General features: G+C 55.3%; 20 protein-coding genes. 13 read left to right on the forward strand and 7 right to left on the reverse strand.

The features are described from left to right. The first annotated feature begins 205 nt into the window (after positions 1-205). From QFX07_RS06750 to QFX07_RS06805, 12 genes are all read left to right on the forward strand, one after another. Positions 206-505: a fibrinogen-like YCDxxxxGGGW domain-containing protein gene (locus tag QFX07_RS06750; protein WP_279754394.1), complete on the forward strand. Its 300-nt coding sequence runs from the start codon at positions 206-208 to the stop codon at positions 503-505. 817 nt (positions 506-1322) lie between these two features. Next, positions 1323-1673, forward strand: coding sequence for a hypothetical protein (locus QFX07_RS06755; protein ID WP_279754327.1), 351 nt, complete (start codon positions 1323-1325; stop codon positions 1671-1673). A gap of 344 nt (positions 1674-2017) precedes the next feature. Continuing rightward, on the forward strand, positions 2018-2872 hold the full coding sequence (locus QFX07_RS06760; protein ID WP_279754326.1) for a hypothetical protein: 855 nt from the start codon (positions 2018-2020) through the stop codon (positions 2870-2872). Positions 2873-3060: 188 nt separating this feature from the next. Next, positions 3061-6297 (forward strand): fibrinogen-like YCDxxxxGGGW domain-containing protein, encoded by a 3237-nt coding sequence (locus QFX07_RS06765; protein ID WP_279754325.1) that lies wholly within the window; start codon positions 3061-3063, stop codon positions 6295-6297. Between the two features lie 595 nt (positions 6298-6892). Continuing rightward, entirely contained in the window at positions 6893-7696 is an 804-nt protein-coding gene (locus QFX07_RS06770) for a CDP-alcohol phosphatidyltransferase family protein (protein ID WP_279754324.1), read from the forward strand. After that, positions 7693-8643: a glycosyltransferase family 2 protein gene (locus tag QFX07_RS06775; protein ID WP_279741857.1), complete on the forward strand. Its 951-nt coding sequence runs from the start codon at positions 7693-7695 to the stop codon at positions 8641-8643. The genes QFX07_RS06770 and QFX07_RS06775 overlap by 4 nt, the downstream gene beginning before the upstream one ends. A gap of 17 nt (positions 8644-8660) precedes the next feature. Next, positions 8661-10031 carry an O-antigen ligase family protein gene (locus QFX07_RS06780; protein WP_279741855.1) on the forward strand — a complete coding sequence of 457 codons (1371 nt, stop codon included), beginning with the start codon at positions 8661-8663 and terminating at the stop codon, positions 10029-10031. Beyond that, on the forward strand, positions 10028-12022 hold the full coding sequence (locus QFX07_RS06785) for a lipopolysaccharide biosynthesis protein (protein ID WP_279754323.1): 1995 nt from the start codon (positions 10028-10030) through the stop codon (positions 12020-12022). Before QFX07_RS06780 ends, QFX07_RS06785 begins: the two co-directional genes overlap by 4 nt. A gap of 43 nt (positions 12023-12065) precedes the next feature. Further along, the gene (locus tag QFX07_RS06790; protein ID WP_279754322.1) at positions 12066-13298 is read left to right on the forward strand and encodes a Wzz/FepE/Etk N-terminal domain-containing protein; all 1233 of its coding nucleotides are present in this window, start codon (positions 12066-12068) and stop codon (positions 13296-13298) included. A 219-nt stretch (positions 13299-13517) separates the two neighbouring features. Further along, entirely contained in the window at positions 13518-14000 is a 483-nt protein-coding gene (gene pssD, locus QFX07_RS06795; RefSeq protein WP_279754321.1) for a PssD/Cps14F family polysaccharide biosynthesis glycosyltransferase, read from the forward strand. 278 nt (positions 14001-14278) lie between these two features. Then, positions 14279-14989 carry a glycosyltransferase gene (locus tag QFX07_RS06800; RefSeq protein ID WP_279754320.1) on the forward strand — a complete coding sequence of 237 codons (711 nt, stop codon included), beginning with the start codon at positions 14279-14281 and terminating at the stop codon, positions 14987-14989. A 258-nt stretch (positions 14990-15247) separates the two neighbouring features. Next, the gene (locus QFX07_RS06805) at positions 15248-15745 is read left to right on the forward strand and encodes a DUF2505 domain-containing protein (RefSeq protein ID WP_279741848.1); all 498 of its coding nucleotides are present in this window, start codon (positions 15248-15250) and stop codon (positions 15743-15745) included. Positions 15746-15892: 147 nt separating this feature from the next. Here the strand turns inward: QFX07_RS06805 and QFX07_RS06810 are convergent, their stop codons facing one another. The 7 genes from QFX07_RS06810 to rfbB all read right to left on the reverse strand — a co-directional run bounded on the left by QFX07_RS06810 (position 15893) and on the right by rfbB (position 22998). Continuing rightward, positions 15893-16390 carry an adenylyltransferase/cytidyltransferase family protein gene (locus tag QFX07_RS06810; RefSeq protein WP_279754319.1) on the reverse strand — a complete coding sequence of 166 codons (498 nt, stop codon included), beginning with the start codon at positions 16388-16390 and terminating at the stop codon, positions 15893-15895. Between the two features lie 523 nt (positions 16391-16913). Beyond that, complete coding sequence (gene sufU / locus QFX07_RS06815) at positions 16914-17384, reverse strand: Fe-S cluster assembly sulfur transfer protein SufU (RefSeq protein ID WP_279754318.1); 471 nt, start codon at positions 17382-17384, stop codon at positions 16914-16916. A 65-nt stretch (positions 17385-17449) separates the two neighbouring features. After that, on the reverse strand, positions 17450-18748 hold the full coding sequence (locus tag QFX07_RS06820; protein ID WP_279741844.1) for a cysteine desulfurase: 1299 nt from the start codon (positions 18746-18748) through the stop codon (positions 17450-17452). A 188-nt stretch (positions 18749-18936) separates the two neighbouring features. After that, positions 18937-19524: an aminoacyl-tRNA hydrolase gene (pth, locus tag QFX07_RS06825; RefSeq protein ID WP_279741842.1), complete on the reverse strand. Its 588-nt coding sequence runs from the start codon at positions 19522-19524 to the stop codon at positions 18937-18939. 147 nt (positions 19525-19671) lie between these two features. Beyond that, positions 19672-20331, reverse strand: a complete 660-nt coding sequence (locus tag QFX07_RS06830; protein WP_279741840.1) for a 50S ribosomal protein L25/general stress protein Ctc — start codon at positions 20329-20331, stop codon at positions 19672-19674. A 244-nt stretch (positions 20332-20575) separates the two neighbouring features. Continuing rightward, entirely contained in the window at positions 20576-22000 is a 1425-nt protein-coding gene (gene rfbD, locus QFX07_RS06835) for a dTDP-4-dehydrorhamnose reductase (RefSeq protein WP_279741839.1), read from the reverse strand. Next, entirely contained in the window at positions 22000-22998 is a 999-nt protein-coding gene (gene rfbB / locus QFX07_RS06840) for a dTDP-glucose 4,6-dehydratase (protein ID WP_279741838.1), read from the reverse strand. Before rfbB ends, rfbD begins: the two co-directional genes overlap by 1 nt. Before the next feature lie 74 nt (positions 22999-23072). On the opposite strand from rfbB, the gene rfbA reads away from it, so the two are divergent. Continuing rightward, the gene (rfbA, locus tag QFX07_RS06845; protein ID WP_279754317.1) at positions 23073-23933 is read left to right on the forward strand and encodes a glucose-1-phosphate thymidylyltransferase RfbA; all 861 of its coding nucleotides are present in this window, start codon (positions 23073-23075) and stop codon (positions 23931-23933) included. Positions 23934-23976 lie beyond the last annotated feature (43 nt).

The following is a 23976-nucleotide window of genomic DNA, read 5'->3' on the forward strand; positions in this document are numbered from 1 at the left end:
TGCACGACAACACCGATTTTATAGGATACAAATCACACCCCCATCCATATCTTTGCACTTTGTGCACTATTATTTTCATAGCTTAATCATGTAACCCATTCAATAACACTTATAGAAAAACCGCACCGCGTCTTCCTCCCGGAACGTCGCATCAGAAAGACGCATATGACAACCATATACACGAACAATCCCGCTGAAAAAGCCCATAACCCTTTCATGGTCCGCTAAGAAGTATGCCGCTTTCGCACTCGCTTTTGTTACCGCTCTCAGCGCGGCACCTCTTACTCCTACTACCCCAGCTTCGGCTGTTACCGGCACCCATGATGGTTCCAGCAGCGACCAGGCGGCTGCTTCCTGCTACAAGGTCAAGCAAGTCAACCCTTCAGCCTCCTCTGGCACTTATTGGCCGTACACCCCGCAGATGAGCGACCCCGCGCAGTTCTACTGCGATCAGGAGCCTGATGGCGGCGGCTGGGTCATGATTGGCGGCGGTCATGAGGGCTAGATCCAGTCCTACAATGGCCCCGGCGACCCGAATCAGCTGCACCAGAACCTCACCGACCCTTCCGCTTTTATACTCCGATCCACCTTCCGGCAAACACTGTCTATGTGCTACTGAACGGCATTAAGCCTCAGAACCTTTCCGACGGCATGCGCCTGCACCGTGCTCACAATGCGAGGGGCCCCAGTGTCAGAATGTTTATGTTCAGCGTCCTCAAATTGAGCAGTGGACCTGGGCGTTGAGCTACGGTCAGCGTTGGGGCAACGTGAAGTTCACCGATGCCGACATTAACCGCACCCCCATATGGTCGGTTCCATCTCGGAGATGGCTCCCGGTATTACCACCAACTCAGTGCGTTTATTCACTCACCCAAACCAGGGCTACCAGATCGTTTTACATACAGTTCGCTGGTGAACTTCGGTAATGATCGTGCCGATTCTTAACATTTAACGAGGCGCAGTTCTGCCGGTTATTTTATTCCGTTCGCTCAGGTGTTCCTGCGTCCGAAGCTAACTCAACGTGACTTGAATTTCTCGCAGATTGGTTCTGACTCTGCCGCTAGCAACCGTTGCGATCTGCCCAATAGCTATACAATACCCGTTCGTTCGCGTACCAGTTAGCAGACTGGCACCGAGCAAAAGAACGAGATGAACACCTACGGTCAGGCTATTACTCAGGTGGGCGATATTGTCTTCGCCGGTGGCGACTTCAAGTATATGGAGTCCGCTGGCGGCGAGCGCCTTGATCAGTCATACATGGCTGACTACAACGTGGATTCGGGTGAGCCGGCTCGTTCCTTTTCGGCATCCGGGAGTCCTTCGTGGATTCTCGTAGCAACCTGTGGGTTGGTGGCGACAACAACCGTTCGCTGGACTCTAATGGTAAGCAGCATACGGTTGGTTTCACTCCCTTTGCTCCTCGCACTGTGACTGCCCCGTCGGCTCCGCCTAAGCTGTCGGTTCAGCGTTATGGTTCGACCGATAAGCTATCCTGGCCTGGCGTTCGCGAGAGCAGCGCTCGCTACCAGGTTCTGCGTGATGATCGTCCTATTGCGACGGTTAAGGGTACGAGCTATTCGGTGGATTACCACGATGGCGCCCACTATTATGTGCGTGCGGTAGATACTACGGACAACTATTCAGCAAGTACCAAGGCTGTTCAGGCGGTATAACCCCCTCATAAGGGCGATACCCACTTTTATAACAAAGATTTTTAGTGATATTCACCCTATTATCCCGGGCTGGTTTTATAATCGCCAGGGATATTTTTGCACAAAGTGAATCTATTTTATTCATTTCCTTGAAATTTCTTTCATTCGGCGATATACATTTACCTTCAAGTTAGGTACTAATAGGCATTTTTTTAGGTTCTATTCTCATAAGTTATAAAAACATTATTTTTTACAAGTCTAAGTATTCTCCCAGCTTTACGTGTTAGCCTTAGGTGTTTTGTCACCGCGGGGTAATATTTTCCTGAATATAGTCATTCTCAGTCCAACCACTAAAGAGGCTTCCTATGTCAGCATTTTTCAAGCAGTCCTCCCACTCCCTCCTTTTGGGTACCCTGGGCACCGTTGGTGTATCTGCTCTAATTCTGAGCGGTTGCGCCACCGAGAACCCGAAATCCGATAGCTCTTCTTCTGCTTCTGCATCTGCGAGCGCTTCTGCTCACGCTTCTTCTGCACAGTCTTCTAGCTCTTCTCCCCGTGTTTCCGATCAGGGCACTGCTAAGGCTTCCTCCAACGCTTCCACCGAGGCTTCAGCTGAAGCAAAGAATGAGGCGACTTCCTCTGATGCTCAGAAGCTTGAAGAGGTTTACATCGGTTCTGAAGAGATGAAGAATGCTTCTTCTGCGGCCGTTGACAGCGAAGAGGTTAAGAAGATTACCGAGCTGGTCAACTCCTATGAAAATATTCTGACTAAGGTCAAGGCAGCTCCTTCTGCTGCTCCTTCCCCTGAGAACGCTGCTGAACCGACCAGCAATGAGGAAGTTGAGCGACAGAACGTTAAGCAGGCTCGCGCTGTTCTCGACGATGAGACCATTCGTTCTATCGAGGCAGTAGCCGTAGATTCCGCTGCGGCTGAGTTTGCCGTGCAGGCTTCCGAGTACGCTCTGGCTGGCTGGCATTATGATGGTTCTTCCACTGTGGTGGGTACTCCCCGTATGGCTGAAACCCAGTACAAGGGCCAGCCCGCACACATGCTGGAAGTATGCATGGACTCTTCTTCGGTGAAGATCTATGACGAGAATAATCAGCCTGTTAAGGATGACAATTCTCCGAAGCGTTCGCTCAATATTTATACCCTTGTTCAGGTTGACGGTCAGTGGAAGATTGCAACCCATGATTTCCCGAACAACGCCGACTGCTAGGGTTTAATAAAAATGCCGGTTTCCAGCTATGATTCGCTGGGAACCGTGCATTATCCTCCATAGCGCATTAATGTTGATGCGCACTCGATAACATTTCTTGGCATTCATTTGGAGATATTATGAAAGCCCACCTTGGCATGACGGGCTCCGGCTTTTCACTTTCTGCTATAACTCGCTCAGCTCTTTGCTTGAGCATTGCTACGGCTTTGGCTTTGCCTGTAGCTATCCCCACTATTACGCCGAGTACCGCTGTCGAACAGACTGCGGAAAAAAGGAACTCTGCTTTCTACAATGGCACGACCTCTGAGCGTGCTGCCGCCAGCTGCTGGGAAGCCAAGCAGGCTGACCCCGAGGCAAAGAGCGGCGCCTATTGGCTGTACACTCCTTCGATGAGCCAGCCGACTCAGTTCTACTGCGATCAGGAAACCGATGGTGGCGGTTGGGTCAAGATTGGTGAGGGCCGCGACGGCTGGACCGAAAACTACGAAGGGCAGGGTGACACTTCGCAGCTCTACAGCGATGCCGCGCCCGCATCTTCCGGTATGACTCTTGAACAGGGCAAGGCGCTGAGCTCCTTGCCCGCTGCGAAGACCCCGATTCAGCTTTCGGGCACCACTATTTCTCAGCTGCTCAACGGCACTCGCCCCGATCAGCTGCCCGACGGTTACCGTTTCCGCCGCGCCCTGAACACTTCGGGCACCAAGTGGCAGGAAACTACGGTTGACCGCCGTCAGACCTCCGAGTGGACCTGGGCTCTGCGTGCGAGCGCTGTCTGGTCGAATGCGACCATCACCAACCCTGACGAGTTCTCTTCCTATAACGAAGAGGGCCGCAAGTACTGGGCTGACGGCACGTGGCAGGACCACATTCTGCGTGGCCAGAACAACGGCTTCAAGGCCTTGATTTTTGATGAGTTAGCTTCACAGGATTACCGCATGGGTTTCCGCTACGGTGCAAACTCCCCCATTTCGCAGGATGGTTCTGAGCCGGCGTTGACCGACGCGCGGAACTCCTATATTTACGGCAAGGAAGGCAACGGTGAAACCTCTTTCGGTTACACCCAGATGTTCCTGCGCCCCAAGCTGACTCAGAATAATTTGAACCTGGATACTATCCCGGATTCCGGTACTCCGGCGAGCGCTCGTCGTGCCCTGCCCAGTAGCCGTTCGGCTACTTGGCGTTGGCGTACCAGCAATAGCACGGCCTCAGGTAAAACCACCGAAATGAACACCTTCGTTGAGGCTATTACCGAGGTTGATCACGGTAACGGCACCTCCAGCGTGTTCCTTGCCGGCGACTTCAAGCATGTTGAGTCCTCCTCCGGAGAGGTGGTTAAGCAGGCTAATATTGCTGCCTTTGACCCTGAAACTGGCGAATTGCGCCGCGGTTTCAAGCTGACTGTTAATGGTCAGGTGAAGGCTGTTGAAGCTCTGCCAAATAACCGCCTGGCTGTTGGTGGCTTCTTTACCATGGTGAACGGTGAGAAGCATGAGAGCTTCGTTGTCGTTGACGCTACGACCGGTAAAATTGCCCCCGAATGGGCCCAGGTTAGAATCGAAGATCGTATTTCTACTGAGGTCATGAAGGTGAAGACCATCCACCGTCAGGGTGACTATGTGTATATTGGTGGCACCTTTACCCACATTTACGAAAGTAAAAAAGCGGGTGTTGCGTATTCACGCAATATTGCCCGTTTTAAGTTGGGTGAGCCTTCTAACAGCGTACCCGGTACTGTGAGCGTGGACCGTAATTGGCGCCAGGTGTTCAACGGTACCGTCAACGGTATTAGTGCCTCCGCTGATAACTCTCACGTTTACGTCGCCGGTTACTTCACCTGGCTCAACGGCGGTCTTGCCTACCGCGTGGCCGATATTACTCAGCACATGCAGAAGGGTAGCCCGTGGGTGTACCAGCAGTCTGAGATTCCTGCCCGTGCTCATGTCTCTGACCTGCGTAATGAAACTAAGATTTGGGGTTTCCAGTTCGACGTCCAGGATGCCGGTACCGGCATATGGGTGGGCGGTACTGAACACCTCATTTCTCGTTACGACAAGGCGTCTTTGACCCCCACCTACACCGCGATTACTCGCGAAGGTGGCGACTTCCAGGATCTGCACCTGAATGGTAACAATATTTACGGTGCCTGCCACTGTGGTGACTTCCTCTACCAGGGTTCTCGTAATAAACAGCGCCCTGTGGGCGGTTCGAGTGTGGTCCACTCGGTCAAGCTTGTTGCTGCATTCGATAAGGACAGCGGTAAGATGCTGCCGGAGTTCTCCCCTTCGATTAAGGGTAATAACGGCTTCGGTATCTGGGAGTCCTTCGTGGATTCGAAGGGTACCCTGTGGGTTGGCGGCGATATCCACCGTTCGCTGGGTGTTCACGGCACTCAGGAGACCATTGGTTTTGCACGCTTTGAGGCTCGTGATGTGACTCCTCCGCCTACCCCGCAGAACCTGCAGGTAGAGTTGAAGGACGATAAGGACGTTCTGACCTGGGACGCTGTGCAGGATACCGGTAGTGTTCGTTACCAGATTCTGCGTGATGACCGAGTCATCGCTAGCACTTCGGGTACGAAGTTCGAGATTGATCACACCGATAACACACATTACTTTGTGCGTGCTGTGGACAGCTCGGATAACTACTCTGCCTCTACTCCGGTTCAGGTAGCACCGGTTCACCCGACTCCTACGGATACAACAACCGAAACGCCTACAGCAGACCCAACTGCAACTGCAGACCTGACCGCAAGCATTACCCCGAGTGCAGAAGCAACTACTGAGGCGCCGAAGGAAGAAACTCCTAAGGACGAGCAGAAGGACGAGGCCACTAAGGACCAGATTGTTCTACCCTATGCATCCGAGTGGAAGTACATGGTTGCTTCCAATGCTCCCAACCGTAAGTACGGCTGGAAGTACGGCTTCCACTTCTCCCTGGAGGATATCGCCCAGGAGGCATGGAAGACCGGCAAGACTCCGATTGGCTTGGGCAGCAACAAACTCAACACCATTGCTGAGACCCCGCCGATGCAGACCCGCAATAACATCTACGCCTACGCCACCGTCCATCTCACCCGTGAGCAGGCCAGCCGTGATCTCGTGCTAACTACTTACGCAGACGATGCTATTGCGGTCGGTGTCAACGGTGAAGAAGTTGGTCGTACCAACTTCGACACCCATGGAAAGCTGTGGGCTAGCTCGCTGGCATCAAGCTCGATTGATACTGCTGATGCTCAGAAGACTCCGGTGACCTTCACCGTTCCTTCTTCCAAGCTGAAGGTTGGCGAGAACCTCATCGCGATTGAGGTTCATGCGGGCATTACTCGACGTAACGTTCGCCCGAATATAAGCTTCGACATGCAGGCAACTGCTAAGGCACCGGTTGCTGAGCAGCCCGCCAAGACAAGGGAGCGAAGGCACCCGTAGCCAACGAGGCTGAGCAGCCGTGGTTGAGAAGGCGAATAACGCTACCGCTGAGCAGGGTGAGCAACGCGCTCTCAACAACGGAATTGGAACTCGTGTTCCGATTCAGTCCCGAAGGAACTAATACCTTCTAGACAATCTCGATAAATGGGGTTTGATTTTCTGATATTTCAGGAAATCAAACCCCATTTGCGTGTTCCACTCGCTTTTCTGTGTTTTTTGCATTATTTATTCCGGTTATTGTGTTCCTGTTATGTGCATCTCTGTACAATGTCCAGAAATGTTTTCTACAGCCGCAGTGTGCGGGAGGAAAGCACTGACATGCCGAGCGAGAAGCAGTCGCAGACCCTTCACATAGACCCGTACATTTGCACTAAAGCGCATTTTCACCAGCTTTTTACAATACAATTATTGGCCCTGACCATACGCCCCCTGTTGCACTTTATCTCGTTGTAAAATATCTATATAGTGGTGTATGTGAAAAAAGGGATTAACCGCCTCTTTTTCGTGTGTGAGACTTCCGGACTTTCTCGCAACCATCTCGAAAGGGAGTAATTCACTCTCCTTCACTTCTCTCACCGGTTAAAAAGGAATATACATGTCCACCTCTGAGGCACCTCACACCCCAAACTCCACGCCCACATCGGGATTTTCTGCGAAGTTTTCTCACACCCTGCGCTCTCTTGAAGCAGCTCAGAAGCCTAGCATTGGCGTTCCCGCCTACACCCGCTGGGTCAACCGCCGAGTAGCACGCTACTTCGCCGCGACTGCTGTCGCGCTGGGCATCACCCCCAACCGCGTCACCGCAATTTCCGCCGCATGTTCCGCAGCAGGGCTCATCATTCTGATTACCTACCCACCTAGCGTTGGTATGGGTGTCTGCGTTGCACTACTCTTCGCCCTCGGTTACGGCCTGGACTCCGCTGATGGCCAGGTTGCTCGCGTGACCGGCGCATCCTCCCCCGCCGGTGAGTGGCTCGACCATGTAGTCGACTCCATCCGTGTGCCCTCCGTGCACATGGCGACTTTGCTCTCCTTCCTGCTGTACCCGGCGCACTACTCCTTCACCGGATCCAGCACATTCAACAGCTGGATCATTGCGATGCCCATGATTTTCACCGCGCTGACCGCCGGTCACTTCATGAGCCAGACTCTGGCTGAGCAGCTACGCAACAACCGCAAGACCGCTGCTCCCCCGAGCGGTGGTCCCCTGCGCTCCTTCATCAACCTGCACATGGACGCCGGCGCCCTCTGCTGGATTTACATTTTTGTTGGCTTCGGCCCCGTATTCGTCATCATCTACGCACTGCTTCTACTGGCTAATGCAGCAACCGCCCTTCTGTCCATGCGTCGCAAGTACGTTAGCCTCGCGACCCCCGCTGAGTCAGGAGAACCCCAATGATGCGCTTCACCTCTCGCAACCCTGCTGTTTCCGCTGTTATCACAACCAACGGCAAGCGTCCCGAACTGCTACGCGTGGCTGTACGTTCCATCCTTGAGCAGAGCTACCGCGGTTACGTTGAAGTTGTTGTCGTCTTTGACCGAGTCGACCCCGACCGCCTTGAGGACATTGAGGTCGGTGAAAACCGTGCCCTGAAGATTGTCTCCAACACCCGCTCCGGTGGTCTGGCTGGCGGCCGCAACAGCGGCATCATCGCCTCCATCGGTGAGATGATTGGCTTCTGCGATGATGACGACTACTGGATGCCTTCCAAGCTCACCCAGCAGGTCGCTCTCTGGCGCGAAAACCCCGAAGCAGCCGCTATCTCTTCGGGTATTACCGTCCGTTCCGGCGGTCAGGACATCGTGCGCCGGGCACCCGAGCACGCAACCTTCGCTGACTTCCTGCGTTCGCGCATTACCGAAATTCACCCCTCCGCCATGCTGTACTCCCGCGAGGATCTACTCGGCGTTGACGGTAAGCCCGCCCGCATCGGTCTGGTCGATGAGGAGCTGCCCGCCGCCTATGGTGAAGACTACGACCTGTTGCTACGCGCAACCCGCCACGGCGATGTACTGAGCGTACCCGAGCCGCTGATTCTGGTGCTCTGGGACCGCCCTTCCTTCTTCTCCGGCAAGTGGCAATCCATGGTTGACGGCCTCAGCTACATTCTGCGTAAGTTCCCCGAATTCGAGCAGGATCCCAAAGGCTTGGCACGTATCGCCGGTCAGATTGCATACGCTCAGGCGTCCCTGGGTAACAACAAGCAGGCGCGTGCCTACGCTCGCGCTGCTCTGCGCCGCGACCCCAAGCAGCTTCGTGCTTGGGCGGCATATATTGTGTCCACCGGCATTATTAAGCCCGCTACTCTTCTTGATCTCGTCCAGAAGACCGGTCGAGGTCTCTAACCAGGTATCGCACAGATATGGTTTCTTCTTCCGTTCTTTCCCCTCCGGGTACTTCGCCTGTGACCCTCAAGGATTCCACCGGGTCGGTTTCCACCGGGTCGGTGGCCACACCGCCCAGCGGTATTCTGCGTGTCCGCGCGCGCAACCACCCGGTATCTACGGCGCAGAAGAAGCTCCCCGCCTGGCCTCTGTTGGGATTGCTGTACAGCTTCCCGGCGCTGTGGGCTTTGGGTGTGCTTCAGGTTGCACCGCTGGTACTGGCAGCGATCATGCTTTTTTACCTCATTATTCGAGGTAATGTGCATGTGCCCGGTTCCCTGTGGGTGTGGGGCGTATTCTGCGTGTGGGTTATTGTTGCAGCCCTTGCACTGACCCGCTCCACCGACATTATTGGTTGGGGTCTGCGCTTTATAAATATTCTCAGTGCCGGCATTTACGCCCTGTACTACTACAACGCACGATCCTCTATTAGCATCAATAGGCTGCTGAGTGGTCTAGCGACTCTGTGGGTGACCCTGATTGTTCTGGGTTACGGTGGTGTTTTCTTCCCCGAGTTCCGTCTGCATACTCCAATGAGCTTCATCATGCCTGCTGGTTTTATGCAGAACCCGCTGGTTCGCGATTACATGCTTCCTCCCCTGGCTGAGGTTCAGCATCCTTGGGGTGCACCCAAGGCGTATATTCGACCCTCCGCACCGTTCCCTTATACAAATAGTTGGGGTCTGGCGTACACCCTGCTCACCCCGGTGATGCTGGCGTGTTTACTTCGTCTGCGTTCCATCTGGCTGCGTATTGCGTTGCTGATCGGTATGGCACTTTCTACCGTGCCAGCAATTGCGACCAGTAACCGCGGTATGTTCATTGGTCTTGGCATCAGCGCAGCATACGTACTGTTGCGTCAGTTCCTGGCGGCTCATTGGCGTGCGGTGGGTATGGGTGTTGCGGCAATCGTAGCTATGGTTGTGACACTCTTTGCGTCGGGCACTGTGGACAATATTCTGGGTCGTCAGGACTACTCGGACTCCACCGGTGGTCGTGCGGCGCTCTACCGCGCCACCTGGAAGGCAACCTTGGAGTCCCCGATTATTGGTTACGGCGCTCCGCGTATGGAACCAAGCATTGGTGTGTCAATGGGTACCCAGGGGTACCTGTGGACTCTGATGTTCTGCTTCGGCTTCGTGGGTCTGGCGCTATTCGTGCTCTTCATGGCGTGCACTGTGGCAAGCGGCGCGCGAGTGAAGACCACCTCCGGGTACTGGCTACATAGCGTGCCGGTCACGTGCTGTGTTGTTTTCATCTTCTACAGTTTCGATATTGCTCAGCTAACCATTCTGATGCTGGCGTCGATGGTCTGCATCCGTTCCATCCGGGATGGTGAGCGGTTATGACGAAGAACCAGTCCCCCCGTGGTTTAGAGACCACCGCGGTTTCACCTTTCGATGATGCCTACTCGACGGGTGGCCATCCTAGCCGCTGTGCACACCTGCATGAGAGCGGCGAGTATGTGGAGCAGGCTGACTCGCTGGCAGAGTCTTCTGCCGATGAGTTCGCTCTGACGGTGGATGATATCCGTTCCGGTCGTTTTCCTGCGACTATGGCACTGTCAATTGTGCCTCCGGCTCGAGGCTTTGCTTCCGAAGGATCGTTGCCCGATTCTTTGGAGGCGGGTTCTTCGGAGTCAGGTACTTCGGCTGTAGGTTCCTCAGCAGCGAAAGCTACCGCTGTAGCGGGTGCTCATCTGTCCGGTTCCCGGCGGGTTGTCCCGGCTACTGCTGGGGCTGTAGAAAAGGCGCAGGAAGAAAAGACTCTGAATGAGAAGGTTAAGCCTTCCGTATCAGGTACTCAGGCTGATACCGCGTCCGTGAAGAGCGCGCCGGTTAAGAAAACTCCCGGAAGGGATAAGCAGCCCAGCCTCACAAAGAGCGGCTCTCTTGCTTCTCTATGTGTGATGTACGGTGCGGGTATCGCCTTTGTGACCACGATGGTGGTGTCGAACGGTATCGGTGCTGAGGGCTCGGGCGAGTTTTTCCGTCTGATGGCGTTATTCGCGATTTCGATTTCGCTGGTGACCTTCGGCGCGGATACTGGCTTGGTTCGTACGATGAGTGCTCAGCGTGCGCTGGGTCGTTACGGTGTGCTTCCGCAGCTGATCCGTTACGGTCTGATTCCTTCACTGGTGACTTCGGTACTTCTGGTGGCGGGTGTGTACATGTACACCAAGCTTGTGCCGATGGCTCCTGCGTATCAGGCGGCAATGCGCGTCAGCTCAGCTTTTGTGCTGCTAGCGGCGTTGATGACGGTGTTCTTCGGCGCGCTACGCGGTCTGCAGCGTGTGGTGACTTTTACGCTCCTACAGAATGTTCTGCTTCCTACTCTGCGTCTTGCGGCAGTGGGTTTGGTGGTTCTTTTCTCGGGTCAGCTCATGGATTTGGTGTACGCCTGGACTATTCCGGTTGCGATTACTGCGGTGGTTGCCCTGTGGCTTTTGGAGCGTGCGTTCCCTTCTGAGGAGCATGTGGAGGTTCTTCCTTCTGAAGATTCTCCGACCGAGACATTCCGTTCGTTCTGGGGTTTCAGCTCTGCACGGGGTGTCGCTACCGTTATGGAGACTATCTTGGAATGGATTGACGTGCTGGTGGTGACGGCATTCTCAGGTGCCGTTGCCGGTGGTGTCTATGGTGCTGTGAACCGTTGTGTTCGTGTGGGCGCCATGATTGAGCACACCGGCCGCGTGGTGACCGGCCCATCGATTAGTGCGGCGTTGGCTACTCGTCAGCTGGATCGTGCTCGAGAGATTTTCATTTCGACCACTCGCGTGTTGACTGCGTTGTCTTGGCCGTTCTACCTCTCTCTGGCGTTCTTTGGTCCGGTTCTTCTGGGCTTCTTCGGTAAGGGCTTTGAGGCTGGCGCCGGTATTCTCTGGGTGATTTGCCCGGCGGCGATGCTGTCGATAAGTGCCGGTGGGGTGCAGTCTGTTCTGCTGATGAGCGGTAAGAGTCGCTGGCAGCTGTTGAACAAGCTCTCCTCGCTGGTGGTGGCTGTGACCTTGAACTTCACCTTGGTGCCGGTCTGGGGCCTCTACGGTGCGGTGACGGCTTGGGCTTCTGCTCTGCTGGTTGACACCTTCCTGGCGAGCTACCAGGTGTTCCGCCTCGTAGGTATTCGTGCTTCGCTCCGTGAGATGGCTCCTTCACTCTTCGTGGGTGCGGCTGTCCCGACAGCGTATGCTCTGGTGTCTTTGGCCTTCTTGGGTCAGAGCGTTCAGGGCATCATCGTGTACCTGGTGCTGCTCGTTCCGGTATACGGTGCGGTGCTATACCGTTTCCGCAAGGCTCTCGGTATTGAGCGCTTCTTCTCCGCCCGCCGCGCGAAGTCTTAAGCCTTCGACTTCTTCTACATTTCTCTTCCTCTAGGATGTCCTTATGGATAACACCTCTCATACCTCCTCAGTTACCCTTGGCAGCCAGGTACGTCGCATTTTTCGACACCGTCTGCTAATTCTGCTGTCGGTCGTGGTTTTCGCTGTAGCGGGTGCCGCTTACGGCTACATGACCAATAGCAAGTACACTTCTAAGGCTTCGTTGGTTGTTTACCCGCTGGTGGTTGATCCCGCCGGTACCGGTAGTGCTAACTCTACGAAGGTGGATATTGCTACTGAGTCTCGCGTTGCTTCCTCTCGTGAGGTTGCGCAGAACGCCGCGAAGTCTCTGATTGCTAACGGCGATACCCTCTCTGAGGCTCAGCTGACCAGCCGCCTGATGAGCTCCGTCAAGGTGACCGGTACCTCCCAGACTGCCGTGCTGGATATTGAGGTAACCCGCCCCAACGGCACGGATGCTGCACGTTACGCTAACGCTATGGCTAACGCGTACCTGCAGGTTCGTTCCGAGTCTCTAAAGAGCAGCGTTGATTCTGCTGTGCACCAGATTGATGAGCAGATTTCTGCTCTCGAGGGTGATAACGGCCGTGTAGGTCTGCTTTCTCAGCTACAGGAGCGTCGCGTCCAGATCCAGCTGACTTCCACCACCGGTGGCCGCGTGATGAGCGAGGCTCAGATTCCGGTTTCTTCCTCGGCTCTTGGCCCGGTAAAGATGGCTATTGTTGGTGCTGTTGCCGGTCTGCTGATTGGTGCTGTACTGGCTTACGATCGTGACCGCACCATGCGTCACGTTGGTTACGCTGACCGTCTGGAAGATGCTGGTATCCCGGTTCACGAGCTGGGCTCCTCTTCTGAATCGAATGACCCATTCATGCTGCTGCGCACTATTGGCGCTCCTGATGGCGATCTGAAGAGTGCTGGCGCATCCGGCATTGTCATTCTACCCGGTACTGACCGCGGCGTTGAGCACCTGTACCAGATGCTGCAGCGCGTTATGCCCACCGAGTACGCCCGTTTCACCGATTACGCTTCGGTTCGTAACATTTTGACCCGTCACACTCCCGAGTCGCTGGTTGAGAAGAGCGAGACTCCTCTGGTGATTAGCCTGAGCACCGTTACTCCCCTGTCGACCCAGCTGCGTTTCGTTCAGGCTGCCGGCGTGGCTCTGGTTCCAGTGACTGTTGCTACTTCTCTGCAGCAGGTTCGTGAGCTTTTCACTCAGCTGGATCAGCTTGAGGGCGTGAACGCTCTGGCTGTTTTCCTGGACCGCGAATAACTAGGCCGGGAATAACTGGACCGCGCGTAATCGGGGTCTGTTGATGGATGCCTCGCCTCTGTGCGGGTTCATCCTTCGTCCTTAAGCGTGGGGTCGGTAACGCCTGTTAAGGCGAATCTGTTGTAGCAGGTCTGTTGATCCAGGCGTTGCCAAACCCGTCAGCTCACCTTTATCTTCTCTTCTTATTTTTCTCTTGTATTCGGGCTTTAGGAGAACACTATGACTGAGGCAGCTTCCTCTCAGGCACCGAAGAAGAAGCTTCTGCTGGTTTCTAGCAGTGGCGGACACTTGAAGCATCTGACGGCTACTTCTGCTGCGTGGCAGGATTATGACCGCGTGTGGGTTAGCTTTAAGCAGCCCGATGTTGAATCTTCTCTGGCTGATGAGAAGACCTATTGGGCTTATTACCCAACCACTCGAAATATTAAGAACGCTATTCGTAATCTGTTCTTGGCATTTCATATTTTTCCGAAGGAACATCCGGATGCGGTTGTTTCTGCCGGCGCCGGTGTTGCCGTTCCTTTCTTTGTGGCGGCTAGACTCTTTGGCGTAAAGACTCTTTATATTGAGTGTTTTGACCGCCCGACTCTACCGACGATGACTGGCAAGATATTATACACCTTTGCTGATCGAATGATTGTTCAGAGCGAGGAACAGCAGGAGAATTTCCCTGATTCTCGTGTAATTCATCCCATTTTCTAAGAGTGATGAATTTATCCTGAAAATAGCATCCTCGCGTGTACTGAGGGCCTTATTTTCAGGGTATGGTATTTAATTAATACATACAGATACGCATAAGTCGTACACTCCGCTATGGACTCACCATCCAAGCGAACTAACCACTCGCCAGAGAAGCGTATGCGGAGATTACTCACCATTTTCTCCGGCACGACACCGCCGCATATACCAATGATGCCCTCCGGATTTTTGCGTCAAGTATACGGGGTTACTACCGATAAATACGTAGAGAGGAATAGGCTATGTCTATTCAGAACTTCCCCCACGTCAGCGTTGATACTTCCAAGTTCGACCTGCCCGTATTTACCCCTGCCGTCGCGCCCGTTCATATTCCTACTAAGACATACGATTTGGTGGTGTCCCTCGGCACCGACGTTCACACTTTTGATCGTCTCCTGTGTTGGGTTGAGGCTTATCTTGAGGCTCACCCCGAGGTCACCTGCCTCGTGCAGCATGGCCACACTGCTCCCGTTAAGCACGCAGACAACCTTAAGCTTCTTCCCGCCTCCGAACTGCTGGACTACTACGCAACAGCACGCGTAGTACTGGTTCAGGGCGGACCCGGCTCCATCCATGATGCACGCCGTACCGGCGCTCTGCCCCTGGCTGTTCCGCGCCGCGCAGAGTTCGACGAAGTCGTTGACAACCACCAGGTCCCCTTCACCACTCTGATGGAGAAGCGCGGTCACGCTGTTGTTGTTAAAAGCCGCGAAGACCTCTTCGGCAAGCTGGATCTTGCTCTGGCAAACCCTTCCCTGTTCCGCACCGCTGAGCCCTACATCTCCACCCCGGAGATTTCTGCAGCGCAACTGGGCAAGGAACTGCAGAATCTGCTCGCTGGCAAGACCCACCGTAAGGATTCCTTCTGGGCTCGCTTGAAGCAGGCTGTTCACGCACACCGTGCGGGTAAGGCTGAGATGGCTCGCATTGACGCGATGGCTCCCAGCACCTAACCAGCGTCTAAAAGCTTTAGCTTTCTAAACCCAGCATCCTTAGTGATACGAGGTGGGAGCTACTCGGAGGTGTTTCCCACATTTTTAGGCCGGCATGAAAATCCTCCAACCACTCTGGGAGAGGCTGCGGACATTTTCCCTTGTTCACGGCATATTCTCAGGTGGATTCGCGTCTTTACATTGGTTGCGAAACCCCGCGCACCGTATCCTTAGAAGGAATAATGCGCGGGCTTTTCGCGCACTACGAAAGGAATAATTATGGCAGTTCAGGAATCAACCATTATCAACGCAAGCGTTGAGCAGGTTATCGAGGCATTCTCTAACGAGGATTTCGCACGCTTCGTATGCTCCGAGGTTGGCGTGGAATTTGGTAGCTTCTCCGTTTCCGGTGACACCTCCGCTGAGTTCACCGCAACCACCGAGCGTACCGTGCCCGCCGAGCGCGTGCCGGACATCGCTCGTAAGTTCGTCGGCAACGGCGTTGCTATGACCCAGGTGGACACCGTAAGCGCACCGGCTGCTGACGGCTCCCGCACTGTTTCTACCGAGGTCAAGGTCAACGGCATGCCCGTGTCCGCTCAGGCTACTCAGAAGCTGACCCCCGAGGGTGAGCAGACCCGCCTGGACGTCAACGGTGAAGTCTCCTGCTCCATCCCGCTGGTGGGCAAGAAGATTGCAGTCGCTGCTGAGCCGCAGGTTGGCCGTGTGCTGAAGGTTCTGGGCTCCTCCGCTGAGAAGTGGCTGGCACAGCGCTAAAGCTTATAAGACGCTCACCTTTGAGGTGTAGCTGATATACCGCGAATATGCAGAGGATCTCCGCTGTAAGTACTTACGGCGGGGATCTTCTTTGTGTCTCTTCATGAATCTTATGAGCTCTAACGCACCTATGAAGGGGTAGGGGTGTTAGGGGGCGATAATCGCTTCGGAGTATTCACGCTCGCCAAGCAGCTCAGCGAAGCGGCGCATCTCTACGCGCAGATCGTGCTCTGCTTCGAGCAAATCAACGACCTTGCACAGCTTGGTGCTGGAGGTGTGCTCGGTGTAGGGGAAATAGTGTACTTCCACACCGACCTCTGCGAAGCGTGCTTCCAGGGCGTTGCCCTTTTCGGTACCCTTCCAGTCGTCGCCCTTGAAGAAGATATTGAAGGGCTTCTGCTTCCAGGTTTTGAGCTTGTCGGGGGTGGTTTCAATGTGCACTTCGTCCACGTAGTCGATGTGGCTGACGATGGCGGCACGCTCTTCGATGGGGATGACGGGGCGACGGCCCTTGGTCATTTCCAGAACGTCATCGTGCACGACGCCTGCAATGAGGTAGTCGCAGTTTTCCTTAGCCTTGCGGAGAATCTCGAGGTGGCCGTAGTGGAAAAGGTCGTAGGCGCCAGCGGCGTAGCCAATAATCATGGGGCTTCCTTGTGGTTGGTAGCGGCGATAGTTATTCCGGTGTGGTTGAAGTATCGGAGGGGTGAGAAATATAACCGATATCTGTAGTGAAAACACGAGAATTAGCGAAGAATGTTTACCACTGAGAAAATACTCTCTCTAAGCTGTTTTTCTTCTCGCTATCACATGAGAATATGCGGGTCCGAAAAGAGTTTCTCGAGGGTGCTGGTTGGGTGCCCTTCGTCCTTTTATTTTACCAGTCACCTTTTTGAAGGAAAAAGGAAAAGATATAAATATGAGGCGGATACAGAGTAGTATCCACCTCATATTTTCATCATATTGATTTATAAAGAAATCTTATATCAAGAAAGAGTAGGGTGTAGATTCTCGACCCGAGTCTTGTTCGGCGCTCACCGCTAAAAGTTCATCGAAAAGCATTACATATCCATGCAATATATTGTCGATGGCTCCATTCGATATTTTCGATTGGTGTTCAAATATTGGTCACTTACCGAACAATCCAGCCTACCCTCTCGGCAAAGAATTAGCTCTTTGCGGCTGCTTCCTTAGTAGCTTCCTCAACCGCAACCCACGAAAGCATCGCGCACTTCACACGTGCCATGAACTTCGAAACGCCGGAGAAAGCCGCCATATCGCCGTACTCCTCTTCGTCCAGGGTCACCTTACCGCGCGAGCGCAGCATCTCGCGGAACGCATCCACGTGACTCTGCAGCTCAGAGGTGGTCATACCGGGAGCCATTTCAGAAAGCACAGAGGCGGCAGCCATGGAGATGGAGCAACCATCACCTTCCCAGGAGATCGACTCAATGGTCTTCTCGCCGTCCTTCAGCTCGTCAGAGAGCACCACGCGCAGGTTGATTTCGTCGCCGCAAGTGGGGTTGTACTGGTGGTTATCGGCGCTTGCATGGCCGACGGGTACCTCTACGAGGTGCTCGCCGCTGCGCTGCTTAGAATGCTCCAAAATAATTTCCTGGTACAGGGATTCAAGAGACACGGTGATCTTCTTCCGTCAGTTGGTCTGTCTGAAAAATTGGGACGTTAGCTTCTAACGCATCTGCTTCAAAAGCCGAAGTAGGGGCGCACCTTGGCAAGTGCTTTCAGAAAAGCATCCACATCTTCAGTGGTGTTGTAGATGTAGGTGGAGGCGCGGGTCGAGGCGGTCACGCCTGCGCAGCGGTGCAGCGGCTGGGCGCAGTGGTGACCCACGCGCACGGCGATGCCCTGGGTGTCGAGCAGCTGACCCACATCATGCGGGTGCACACCCTCAATAGCGAGGGATACCAGGCCGGCACGTTTGGTGGGGTCGGTGGGCCCGAGCAGGCGCACACCCTCAATCTTCTGAACTCCCTCAACCAGGCGGGCACCCAGTTCGTGTTCCCACGCCTCAACATTCTCCATGCCCAGGTGCTGCAGGTAGCACACAGCAGCAGCAAAAGCGACTGCCTGCGAGACACGCTGGGTACCTGCCTCAAACTTGATGGGGGCGGGCATGTACTCGGCATCCTGCAGACCCACGCGGGTAATCATGGAGCCACCGGTCAGGAAGGGCGGCAGAGCTTCGAGCAGTTCAGCACGGCCGTAGAGGGCACCGATACCGGTGGGTGCCAGCATCTTGTGGCCGGAGAACGCCGCGAAGTCAACATCCAGGGCGTGGAAGTCTACGGGCATATGCGGTACGGATTGGCAGGCGTCCAGTACGACGAGCGCGCCATACTTGCGTGCCATGGCGACCATGCGGGGCACATCGGTAATCGCGCCGGTCACGTTCGAGACGTGGGTGAAGGCCACGATGCGGGTCTTCTCGTTGATGATGCTCTCGGCTGCCTCGTAGTCGAGCTGGCCGTCCTCGGTGGAGGGGATGTGGCGCAGAGTCGCGCCGGTACGCTGTGCAAGAATCTGCCAGGGGATGAGGTTCGCGTGGTGCTCAATCTCCGTGGTGACGATTTCATCGCCGGGCTTCAGCACGAAGCGCTCAGCGGCGGAACCGCCGATGCCCTGGGAGGCATTGCCGATGGAGTAGGCAACCAGGTTTAGCGCCTCGGTTGCGTTGGAGGTCCACACGATTTCTTCCTCAGTGGCACCGACGAAGTTCGCGACGGTGATGCGCGCATCCTCAAACAGGTCGGTTGCTTCGACCGCGAGAGTGTGGGCGCCGCGGTGTACGGCAGAGTTGGCGTGCAGGTAGAAGTCGCGTTCTGCGTCGAGAACCTGAAGGGGTTTCTGACTGGTCGCCCCCGAATCCAGATAAATCAAAGGGTGCCCGTTAACCTCAGTGTTGAGGATCGGGAAGTCCTGGCGAAGCTGGCGTACGATGTCGTCGCTCAGGGGGGTATTGGCGGGGGTGGAGTATTCAGCCACGGGTACCTTCTTCTCTCGCTCATACGCTCCACGGGTCGGGTATTTTCCCGTCGTGGAGCGTATAACGTCATTCTTTTCTAGCTTATTCCCTCATCTGGCTCTTGCATAGTTAGGTAGAGCCTAGTTCACGCATCAGCTCGCATCATGCGTTACCTCAGTTCAGCATTTACTCGGTACGGGTCAGACGGCTAGGAGCCTGCTCCGTGGTAGCGCTGCTGGGTTGCCAGCAAGCCTTCCTTCACGAGCATCATGGTTGCATCCGCTGCGTTTGAGATGAGGAAGGGCAGGTCCTTCGCTTCGGTGCTGCTGAAAGGCTTGAGCACGAAGTCTGCGGTGTCCATGCGTCCGGGAGGACGACCGATGCCGGTGCGAACACGGTAGTAGTCCTTGGTACCCAGCGCCTTGGTGATATCGCGCAGACCGTTATGACCGCCCTCTCCCCCACCAATCTTGAGCTTAATGGTGTCGAAGGGGATATCCAGTTCATCGTGCACCGCGATGATACGGTCGGGGTTAATATCGTAGAACTGGGCTAGAGCCGATACCGGGCCGCCCGAGGTGTTCATATAGGTCAGGGGCTTGGCCAGCACTACCTTGAGCCCGCCTATACCCAAACGTCCTTCCAGCACCTGGGCGCGCGCGCGTCCGTGCTTCTTGAAGCCACCGCCTACTTCACGCGCCAGTTCATCAACCACCATCTGGCCGATGTTATGGCGGGTTTTCTCGTACTCCGGGCCCGGGTTCCCCAGACCAACAATGAGCCACGCATCAGACATATCTTCGCCCTTTCCACGGCGCTGTAAAAGGTTTTTAGAAAATTCATGGACTTACACCATTCTATGAGTATGGCCCGCTACCACCTCAGAAGAGAGGTAGTGGCGGGCCATCCACAAATCACTGTTGCGCTAGGTGCAGGGCGCGGTCTAGTGCTTTGAGTTATCTGAGTCGTGAGCTTCGCCAGCCTGATCTGATTCCTCGGAAGCTTCAACGATGTCACCCTCGGGTGCGTTTTCGCCTTCTTCACCGGGCTCGGGAACGTCGAGTTCCTCGGGCTCAGAAACGTTAACAATCAGCAGTTCAGCGTCTGCAACCAGGGTTACGCCTGAGGGCAGTTCAACGTCTGATGCCAGAACGTGAGCGCCAGCTTCGCGGCCTTCGATGCTCACGATCAAAGCTTCGGGTGCCTTCAGTGCGTCAGCTTCAACCAGAAGAACGGTTTCTTCCTGGTTAGCAACGGCGCCAACAGCGGGCTCGCCTTCAACGTGTACAGGAACCTCAATCTCAACGCGCTCGCCGCGCTTAACGGTCAGCAGGTCGATGTGCTGCAGTTCAGGGCGGATTGCATGACGCTGGATGTCCTTGATCATTGCGAGGTGTGATTCACCTTCGATGTCGAGGTCGAGGATAGCGTTGGGGACGCGGGCAGCCAGGGTGGTTGCGTGGCCGGGGAGTACTACGTGCTTGGGCTCTTCGCCGTGGCCGTAGATGACGGCGGGGATGTCGCCTGCCATGCGGATGCGGCGCGCGTAGCCCTTGCCGAAGTCGCTACGTACGGTAGCTGAAATTTTGATGGTATCTGACATGAGTTGTCCACCCTTTCTTGGTTAGAAGTGATGCGCCAAGTGGAATAGGGACTGGCGCCAGAAATCTCTTTCCAACCAGCCACCGTCAGTTACGGACCTACACGTTTCGTGTATTCCACCGCCTTGGCCAAGACAGTATTGTACAGGTGCCCGGCTCTATCTTCAAGGGCCGGGAACCTGTGATATGGCGCTTTTCACGCCTTTTATGCTGTTATCAGCAGATATAGGACCAAATCCTCGAGGATTAGGAACCCATTTCCGCAAGGTAAGCGGCGAGCGCCTCGCGGTGATCGCGCGGGGTGAAGCCTGCAGCAATCAGCTTGGACAGGTCCATTGCCGAGTTCGCCGGACGGTGAGCGAAGAGCTCAGCGTTGGCAAAGTATTCCTCGGTGGTGGTGTCGCTGACTCGTGCCGGGTCGTGGCCGGTGCCTTCGTACACTGCACGAGCGAACTGTGCCCAGTTGATGACTTCACCGGTGTTCGACACGTTGTAGGTGCCGTATTCAGCGCCGGAGAAGAGCAGGTACAGGGCAGCTGCTGCCAGATCCTGTGTGAAGGTCGGACGACCCCACTGGTCGGCAACCACGGACGGGTCGATACCGCGCTCAGCCAGGGACGCCATGGTGCCAACGAAGTTCTTGCCGGCACCAACAACCCAGCTGGTGCGCAGGATGTAGTGTTTACGCCATGCGGCAGCGGCAACCTCACCAGCAGCCTTGGACGCGCCGTAGACGCTCAGCGGCGCCAGGGGATAATTCTCCGGGTATTCCTCACCCAGGGGCAGGGAGCCGTCAAAGACGTAGTCGGTGGATACGTGAACCAGCGGCAGGTTAGCTTCTTCACAGATGGAGGCAAGAGCGCTCACGCCCAGGGCGTTAGCTGCCCAGGCGTCGCGGCGACCCTCGGGGGTTTCAGCCTGATCCACTGCGGTGTACGCTGCAGCATTGATGACCGCACGGAAGGAGCGCCAACGGAATGCATCGCGCCACTGCTCGGGCTTGCCCAGGTCGAGGCGGTCGCGATCCACAGTCAGGAAGGGTACGTTCTGCTCGGTGAGCTGGCGAACCAGCTCGGTACCGAGCTGACCGCCCGCGCCAATGATCAGGATCGGATCGGCCTCCAGGGGCTCGATCTCGTTCAGACGTGGGTGGTTACGGTCCTTCTCGGAGAGCTCTGCCTTCGTCAGGTCGATGGGCCAGTCGATTGCAACGGTCTCATCGGCAAGGTTCAGAAAGCTATAGCCGGATACTGCGTCCGCCGACCAGTGGTCGTTCACCAGGTAGGTGTAGGCAGTGTTCTCTTCCAGGGTCTGGAAGGAGTTACCCACGCCGCGGGGCACGAAGATTGCGGTGTCCGGGCCCAGCTCCACGGTGACGAGCTTGCCGAAGGACTCGCCGGCACGCAGGTCAACCCACGCGCCAAAGATACGGCCGGTCGCAACAGAAACGTACTTATCCCACGGCTCGGCGTGGATACCGCGAGTGGTACCTACCGAAGCGTTGAACGAGATGTTGTTCTGGACGGGGTTGAAGTCGGGCAGACCAGCTGCGAGCATCTTCTCGCGCTGCCAGTTTTCCTTGAACCAGCCGCGGTTATCGCCGTGAACCGGCAGGTCAATAATGAGCAGACCCGGAATCTCGGTTTCAGTAACCTTCAGTTCCTTGGTCATTACTGACCTGCCTTTGCGTACTTAGCCTCGACTTCAGCCTTCAGGGGCTCCCACCAGCCACGGTTCTCGGTGTACCACTTAATGGTGTCGGCAAGACCGGACTCGAAGTCGGTGAACTTCGGCTCCCAACCGAGCTCTGCACGCAGGCGGCTACCGTCGATTGCGTAGCGCAGGTCGTGACCGGGGCGGTCAACCACGTGCTCGAAATCGTTCTCATCCTTGCCCATCAGGCGCAGGATGGTGCGCAGAACGGTGATGTTATTCTCTTCACCGTCTGCACCGATGAGGTAGGTTTCGCCAATCTTTCCCTGCTCCAGGATGCGCAGCACAGCAGAAGAGTGATCGGATGCGTGAATCCAGTCACGAACGTTCAGGCCCTCGCCGTACAGCTTCGGGGTCAGACCCGAGAGGATGTTAGTGATCTGGCGGGGGATAAACTTCTCGATGTGCTGGTAGGGGCCGTAGTTATTGGAGCAGTTAGAGATGGTTGCTTCAATACCGAAGGAGCGGACCCATGCACGCACGAGCAGGTCGGAGCCTGCCTTAGTGGAGGAGTATGGGGAAGAGGGGTTGTAGGGAGTGGTTTCGGTGAACTTTGCCGGATCGTCCAACTCAAGGTCACCGAAGACCTCGTCGGTGGAGATGTGGTGGTAGCGAGTGCCGTGCTTACGGACTGCTTCCAGCAGGGTGAAAGTACCGATGAGGTTAGTGTGGATGAACGGTTCGGGGTTAGACAGAGAATTGTCGTTGTGTGATTCCGCAGCGTAGTGGACAACAGCGTCTGCCTTACCGACCAGTTCGTCAGCCAGCCCGCGGTCGGCAATATCGCCTACAACGAGCTTGAAGCGGGATTCAGGAAGACCTTCCAAAGACGCGGCGTTTGCGGCGTAGGTCATCTTATCTAGCACAGTAATAGTGTGATCAGTGTTATCGATGAGGTGGTGAACAAAGTTCGAACCGATAAAACCGGCACCGCCGGTAACAAGAATGTGAGTCATACGGTAGATTTTACCTGGCTAAACAGTGATTTTTATGCCTCAACAAAGAGATAAACATGACACAATAAGAAGTTATGAAGGGAATTATTCTTGCCGGCGGTACCGGAAGCCGTTTGCACCCTATCACTCAGGGTATTAGCAAGCAGCTCACTCCGGTCTATGACAAGCCGATGATTTACTACCCGCTGTCCACTCTCATGTTGGCGGGTATCCGCGATATTTTGATTATTACCACTCCTGCCGACCAGGAGCAGTTCCAGCGACTGCTCGGTGACGGTTCCCGTTTCGGTATTAATCTCGAATATAAGGTGCAGCCTTCTCCGGATGGCCTGGCACAGGCATTCATTCTGGGTGCCGACTTTATTGGCAATGACCCTGTAGCGCTCGTGCTCGGTGACAATATCTTCTACGGTCCCGGTCTGGGCACTCAGCTTGCCACCTACGAGCAGAAGGACGGCGCGACTGTCTTCGCTTACCAGGTTGCTGACCCTCGCGCCTACGGTGTGGTGGAGTTCGATGAGGACTTCAACGCGCTATCCATTGAGGAGAAACCTGAAAACCCCAAGAGCGACTACGCTATTCCGGGTCTGTACTTCTACGACTCAAAGGTTGTAGAGTATGCACGTCAGATCAAGCCTTCCCCGCGCGGTGAGTTGGAAATCACTGACCTCAACCGCATCTACCTGGAACAGGGTAAACTGAAGGTAGAGGTTCTACCTCGCGGTACCGCGTGGCTGGACACCGGAACCTTTGATTCACTAGCTGACGCCAGTAACTTCATCCGCACTGTTCAGAGCCGTCAGGGCCTGTCAGTTGGTTGCCCGGAGGAAATTGCGTGGCGCCACGGTTGGCTTTCCGATGAGCAGTTGCGCGACATTGCTACCCCCCTCGTCAAGAGCGGTTACGGTAGCTACCTGCTCGGATTGTTCCGCTAATAAACACCAGGGGATTTTCCTATCCCTTCACCGTCTGCAACAA

Origin of the sequence: Rothia similimucilaginosa, from assembly GCF_029850985.2 — a bacterium.
Classification (GTDB): Bacteria; Actinomycetota; Actinomycetes; order Actinomycetales; family Micrococcaceae; genus Rothia.

Coding starts and splice junctions, on each gene's coding strand:
- QFX07_RS06785 (WP_279754323.1), top strand. CDS start 10,028: ATGACGAAGAACCAGTCCCCCCGTGGTTTAGAGACCACCGCGGTTTCA.
- QFX07_RS06810 (WP_279754319.1), bottom strand. CDS start 16,390: ATGATTATTGGCTACGCCGCTGGCGCCTACGACCTTTTCCACTACGGC.
- pth (WP_279741842.1), bottom strand. CDS start 19,524: ATGTCTGATGCGTGGCTCATTGTTGGTCTGGGGAACCCGGGCCCGGAG.
- pssD (WP_279754321.1), top strand. CDS start 13,518: ATGACTGAGGCAGCTTCCTCTCAGGCACCGAAGAAGAAGCTTCTGCTG.
- rfbA (WP_279754317.1), top strand. CDS start 23,073: ATGAAGGGAATTATTCTTGCCGGCGGTACCGGAAGCCGTTTGCACCCT.
- QFX07_RS06805 (WP_279741848.1), top strand. CDS start 15,248: ATGGCAGTTCAGGAATCAACCATTATCAACGCAAGCGTTGAGCAGGTT.
- QFX07_RS06775 (WP_279741857.1), top strand. CDS start 7,693: ATGATGCGCTTCACCTCTCGCAACCCTGCTGTTTCCGCTGTTATCACA.
- QFX07_RS06760 (WP_279754326.1), top strand. CDS start 2,018: ATGTCAGCATTTTTCAAGCAGTCCTCCCACTCCCTCCTTTTGGGTACC.
- rfbD (WP_279741839.1), bottom strand. CDS start 22,000: ATGACCAAGGAACTGAAGGTTACTGAAACCGAGATTCCGGGTCTGCTC.
- rfbB (WP_279741838.1), bottom strand. CDS start 22,998: ATGACTCACATTCTTGTTACCGGCGGTGCCGGTTTTATCGGTTCGAAC.
- QFX07_RS06800 (WP_279754320.1), top strand. CDS start 14,279: ATGTCTATTCAGAACTTCCCCCACGTCAGCGTTGATACTTCCAAGTTC.
- QFX07_RS06770 (WP_279754324.1), top strand. CDS start 6,893: ATGTCCACCTCTGAGGCACCTCACACCCCAAACTCCACGCCCACATCG.
- QFX07_RS06790 (WP_279754322.1), top strand. CDS start 12,066: ATGGATAACACCTCTCATACCTCCTCAGTTACCCTTGGCAGCCAGGTA.
- QFX07_RS06780 (WP_279741855.1), top strand. CDS start 8,661: ATGGTTTCTTCTTCCGTTCTTTCCCCTCCGGGTACTTCGCCTGTGACC.
- QFX07_RS06830 (WP_279741840.1), bottom strand. CDS start 20,331: ATGTCAGATACCATCAAAATTTCAGCTACCGTACGTAGCGACTTCGGC.